The organism is Streptomyces sp. SID486 (assembly GCF_009865385.1).
In the GTDB taxonomy this organism is placed as follows: domain Bacteria; phylum Actinomycetota; class Actinomycetes; order Streptomycetales; family Streptomycetaceae; genus Streptomyces.
Genome location: NZ_WWJT01000146.1, coordinates 1 through 3,847 on the forward strand (window position 1 = coordinate 1; position 3,847 = coordinate 3,847).

3 protein-coding genes are annotated in these 3,847 nt (G+C 73.0%); 2 read left to right on the plus strand and 1 reads right to left on the minus strand.

What is annotated here, in order from left to right; all coding sequences use genetic code 11:
* Window positions 1-269, plus strand: a 269-nt coding sequence (locus GT045_RS07310) for an amidohydrolase family protein (protein ID WP_161333662.1), incomplete at its 5' end; no start/stop codon positions are given.
* A complete protein-coding gene (locus tag GT045_RS07315; protein WP_161333663.1) occupies window positions 266-1,507 on the plus strand; it encodes a cytochrome P450 in 1,242 nt (413 codons plus the stop codon). The genes GT045_RS07310 and GT045_RS07315, both read left to right, overlap by 4 nt.
* An 11-nt stretch (window positions 1,508-1,518) precedes the next feature.
* Here GT045_RS07315 and GT045_RS07320 read toward each other — a convergent pair whose 3' ends face one another.
* On the minus strand, window positions 1,519-3,651 hold the full coding sequence (locus GT045_RS07320) for a SpoIIE family protein phosphatase (protein ID WP_161290055.1): 2,133 nt from the start codon (window positions 3,649-3,651) through the stop codon (window positions 1,519-1,521).
* Between the last annotated feature and the right edge of the window lie 196 nt (window positions 3,652-3,847).

A 3,847-nucleotide genomic window follows, 5' to 3' on the forward strand; every position in this document is an offset into this window, starting at 1 on the left:
GGGCGGGGCCGGAGCCCGCGGCCGACCCGGCCGCCGCACTGCGCCGCATGTACGTCGACACCAGCCCGTTCAGCGCGGCACACCTGAGCCTGAACGCCGAAGTCCTCGGGCCCGAACGGATGCTGTTCGGCACCGACTCGCCGCCGATGGCCGCGCCGCTGGAGGACTTCGTCCACATGATCGAGAAGCTGCCGCTCGACAAGGCGTCCCAGCAGCTCATCCTCGGCGGCAACGCCCAGGCACTCTTCGACCTCAGGAGTCGTCCGTGACCACCACGCAGGAGGCCGTCAGCGCGGCCGAGCGGTGCACCCCCGGGTTCCGGCGTGATCCGCACCCCGTCTACGCCCAGCTCCGCACGGCGGCGCCGGTCTGTCCCATGACCCCGCCGCACGGCAACGAGACGTATCTGATCACGCGGTACGAGGACGCGCGGGCCGCCCTGGCGGACCCGCGGCTGAGCAAGGACATGTACGGGGCCATGGACGCCTACCGGAGGATCTTCGGTGACTCGTCCGTCGCGCTGGACGACAACATGCTCAACTCCGATGCCCCCAAGCACACCCGGCTGCGCAGGCTGGTCAACTCCGCCTTCACCCCCCGGCGTGTGCAGGCGCTGCGGCCGCGGATCGAGGAGATCGTCCGGGAGCTGCTCGACGAGTGCCCGGCGCGGGAGCCCTTCGACCTGCTGCCGGCGTTCGCGTTCCCGCTGCCGATCATCGTGATCTGCGACCTGCTCGGCGTGCCGGCGCAGGACCGGTCGCGGATGCAGCACCTGTCCACCACCGTGGCGCAGACCGGTTTCGGGGCGGAGTTCAAGCGGGCCCAGCAGCAGGCGGAGGAGGACCTGCACGCGTACTTCACGCAGCTCATCACCGCCAAGCGGCAGGACCCGGGTGACGACCTGCTCAGCGCGCTCACCGAGGTCCGGGACAACGCCGGCGGGCTCACCGAGAACGAGCTGGTGTCCACGGCGTTCCTGCTGATGTTCGCGGGTCACAAGACGACCGCGTACCTCATCGGAAACGCCGTGCACCACCTGCTGTCGCATCCCGCGCAGTTGCGCGCCCTGCGGGAGGACCCGGAGCTGATCCGCGCGGCGGTCGAGGAACTGGTGCGCTACGACGGCTCCGTGGAGAGTGCGACGTTCCGCTACGCGACCGAGGACGTGGAGTACAGCGGGACCCGGATCCCCAAGGGCGCCCTGGTCCAGATCGCGCTCACCTCGGCCAACCGCGATCCGCTGAAGTTCGAGGCGCCGGACGAGCTGGACGTGACGCGGCCGGGGAACGCGCAGGACGCGCATCTCGGGTTCGGGCACGGCAGCCACTACTGCCTGGGCGCCCCGCTGGCCCGGCTGGAGACGCAGCTGGCCCTCACCCTCCTGTTCGAGCGGTTCCCCCGGATGGCGCTGGCCGATCCCGCCGGCGGACCGCGCTGGCTGGAGGTCCCGTTCCCCGCCTTCCGGGGGCTGGCGGAGCTGCCGGTCGTCCTCGACCCCGTCGGCTGACGGCGCGCCGGTCAGGGACTCGGGGCGTCCGGCACTGCCGGACGCCCCTCGGCCGGCACCCCGACGGGCTCGGTCGTGAGCGTGCGGGCGCGGACGACGAGGAGAGCCACGTCGTCGTGGCCGGCCGGATGCCGTAGCTGCCGCAGGAGCCGGTCGCAGGTCTCCTCCGCGGTGCGGTCCGGCGGGGCCAGGAGGGTGAGCAGGTCGTCCAGGCGCTCGTCGATGGGGTCGTGACGGGTCTCGACGAGTCCGTCGGTGTACAGGACCAGCCGGTCGCCGGGCACCAGGTCGAGCGTGGTGGTCTCGAACGGGCCTCCGACGCCGAGCGGAGTCCCCGTGGGCAGGTCGAGGAGCCGCGGCCGCTGCCCGTCCCGCAGCAGGACCGGGGGCAGATGGCCGGCGGACGCCACGTGCAGCTGGGCGCGGTGGGGGTCGTAGACCGCGTACACGCAGGTGGCGATGTACGGGTCCAGGTCGTTGGTGATCTTGTCGAGGTGGGTCAGGATCCGGGCCGGACCGAGATCGAGGTCGGCGAGGGTGGAGGTCGCGGTGCGCAGGCGGCCCATGGTGGTGGCGGCCGGGATGCCGCTGCCCATGACGTCGCCCACCACGAGGGCCGTGCGGTCACCGCTGAGGGGGATCACGTCGTACCAGTCCCCGCCGACCTCGTGGAAGACCTGGGCGGGCCGGTAGCGGGCGGCTACCTCCAGGCCGGGCCGCCGGGGCGGGAGCTGTGGGAGCAGGCTGCGCTGCAGGGTCTCGGCGGCGTCGCGGATGTGCTGGTGCAGAACGGCGTTGTCGATGCTCAGCGCGGCGGACGAGGCCAGCTCGCAGGCGAGGGTGAGGTCGTCCTCGTCGAACGGCAGGGGGTTGCGGGCACGGGCCAGGCCCATGACGCCGATGACCTGTCCGCGGGCGATGAGCGGAACGGCCATGTCGGTGTGGACCCCGGCCCGGGCGAGCAGGTCGGCGGCCTCGGCGTCGGCGGCGACCTTGGCCAGCTCCCCCCTCTCGAGGTGGGTGATCAGCTGGGGGCGCAGGGTGCGGATGCAGTGGGACGCCGGGTGGTCGGCGTGGTAGGTGGTGAGGCGGCCCGGCGGCACCATCGCCGCGGCGGCGTCGCTCGGGTACGCGGTCTTCACCGCCAGGGCGCGGAACAGCGCCGGGCCCTCGTCCAGGTCCGTACGGCCGGTCTGCAGGACCGAGTCCAGGAGGTCCACGGCGACCATGTCGGCCAGGCCGGGCACGAGGACGTCGGCCAGTTCCCGCGCGGTCCGCTCCACCTCCAGGGTGGTGCCGATCCGGGCCGACCCGTTGGCCATGAGGCGCAGGCGCTGCTGGGCCTGGTCGGCCTCCTTGGCCGCCCGGTACCGGTCGGTGACGTCGACCACCACGGTGGCGATGCCCAGGACGTTGCCGTGGTGGTCCTCCAGCCGGTACGCCGACAGCGCCCAGGCGTGGTCGTTGTCCGGGTCGGCGGCGGTACGGCCCACCACCTGCCGCTCCACCACGGGGACACCGGACGCCAGGGCCTGCCGGATCACGGTCTCCGCGCCCTCGAAGGCCGCGCCGGGCAGGATGTCACGGAAGCCCCGGCCGACGTGGTCGGCCTCGGAGACGCCGTGCATGGCCGCCAGAGCCGGGTTGATGGCCAGGTAGCGCAGCTCGGTGTCCAGGACGGCCAGCCCGATCGGCGCCTGGGCGACCAGCCGGTTGGACAGGGCCAGCTTGCGTTCCATGTGGCGCAGTGTGTTCCGGTCGGTGGCCAGGCCCAGGGCGTAGTGGTCGCCGAGGTGGTCCGTCAGCCGCATGTTGCGGAACTCGACCATCCGGGTGCTGCCGTCCTTGTGCCGGACCGGGAAGGCCCCGGCCCAGCTGCGGCCGGTCTCCATCACCTCGGCGAACAGCGTGATCGCCGCGTCCTGGTGTTCCGGGTGGAGCAGCAGGAGCGCCGCGTACTGTCCGACCGCCTCGGCGCGCGTGTAGCCGAACAGTTCCTCGGCCTGCGGACTCCACATGTCGATCCGGCCGTCGGCCTCCAGGAGCACCGCGGCAACGCCCAGCAGATCCATCAGCCCGCTCGGGTCCGTCGCGGCGCCCGCCAGATGATCCGCCTGCTTCGGGCGCTGCTCGGCTCGCCTCATCGCACGCGCTCCTTCCTGCGCCGACTCCACCGGAGTACCCGTCTCGCCCCGCGGGTCGGGCGCGGCGGTCTCCCCGCAGATCAGCAGCCCTTCCCACGATGGGGCACGGAGCGGGGAACGGCCAAGGCGGCGGGCCGGACGGACAGCCGCGACCGGGGCCGGCCCCCGCCGCGCGGGCGGCACACACCCGCCCTAC

Excerpts from the sequence above, each read along its gene's own strand:
- GT045_RS07320 (WP_161290055.1), bottom strand. The coding sequence starts at position 3,651 with ATGAGGCGAGCCGAGCAGCGCCCGAAGCAGGCGGATCATCTGGCGGGC.